Origin of the sequence: Actinomadura sp. NPDC000600, from assembly GCF_040492135.1 — a bacterium.
GTDB lineage: Bacteria > Actinomycetota > Actinomycetes > Streptosporangiales > Streptosporangiaceae > Spirillospora.
In genome coordinates this window covers 1-1063 of sequence record NZ_JBEUPD010000149.1, presented here as the reverse complement: position 1 = coordinate 1063, position 1063 = coordinate 1, and the positions used below count along the sequence as shown (strand labels likewise).

Here is a 1063-nt window from a genome sequence, read left to right as displayed (position 1 = left end):
GTCTTCTAACACTTTTTTCAGACATAGTAAAGTTGAATTTTTTTCCTAAATTTTGAACAAATGGAACAAAGAAAAACAGAAATGGCGATAGGTAACGTCCTTGTAGATTAGTACTCGCAAGACTAGCAGAATCTATAAAAAAACCTGCAAAAATACCAAACCAATTGACTAAATAAGTTAAACTGAAAATAATGACCGTTCCCGTTGCCCAAGTTGCTTTAAGTTCTCCCATCATCACAATAAATAAAATTAGTATAAAAAGAATATTTACAAAAATAGATAGTGTAGTTGGCACAACTTGCCAAAGTTGTTTTGCATTATTTCCCATTAACTCCACATTCATATAATTTTCAATAAATTTTTTTATTATTGTAAAAATAGACATTTTTTTATTAAGGAATAAGTATGCTACTGATATTATACCAATAATAAGCATAGAAAGAAAAGTTTTTCCTAAACTACTTAATTTTCTTACTTTATCAATAACAGGACGATAAAGCATTGGAAGTCCTAATAATGCAAAAAAAGCAAAAATATAGTTACTTTTTATAAAATAGAATGAGCAAATAAGAAAAATAGTATAGATTGCTTTTTTTAATCACACATCACGTATTTTTTCAATTCGTACGAGATCACTTAAGTTCACAACAAAAGCAGAAAAAACAAGAAAACTAACAACATCATAACTTGGACTAAATATTTTTTGTATACCACCAACCATAAAAATCAATATCATTGACCACTTAGCATGCTCATTTTTTTTAATTAAAAAATAAAATATAAGCGAAAAACAAATTAAATTGGCAATGCGTCCACCATAGTCCATAATTCCTAAACTGGGGTAAATTAGTCTTGCAATCAAAACACCAATTGCTCCCGGTAAATGCATGAAGTCCAAACTTCCGAAACTGTTCCACCTCTATTATAAATCGAAAATTTGACACCATCATCTTGCAAATTTATTTTTTCAGTAATCAATTTCTTATAAAAGGTAGGGCTAACTTTGCTTTGCGTTCCAATTCCATTAGCTTTGAATTCTTTAGCTCTCACTTGGAGATTAGAC

The 1063-nt window shown here is 29.0% G+C and carries 3 protein-coding genes; all 3 read right to left on the bottom strand.

The genetic code is table 11. The features are described from left to right. The coding region (locus tag ABWI07_RS44410; protein ID WP_353822242.1) for a hypothetical protein at positions 1-502 on the bottom strand (502 nt) is incomplete at its 3' end. 96 nt (positions 503-598) lie between these two features. Continuing rightward, positions 599-898: a hypothetical protein gene (locus tag ABWI07_RS44405; protein WP_502912919.1), complete on the bottom strand. Its 300-nt coding sequence runs from the start codon at positions 896-898 to the stop codon at positions 599-601. Then, positions 859-1063 (bottom strand): hypothetical protein (locus ABWI07_RS44400; protein ID WP_353822241.1); only part of this gene is annotated, 205 nt, incomplete at its 5' end. The genes ABWI07_RS44405 and ABWI07_RS44400, both read right to left, overlap by 40 nt.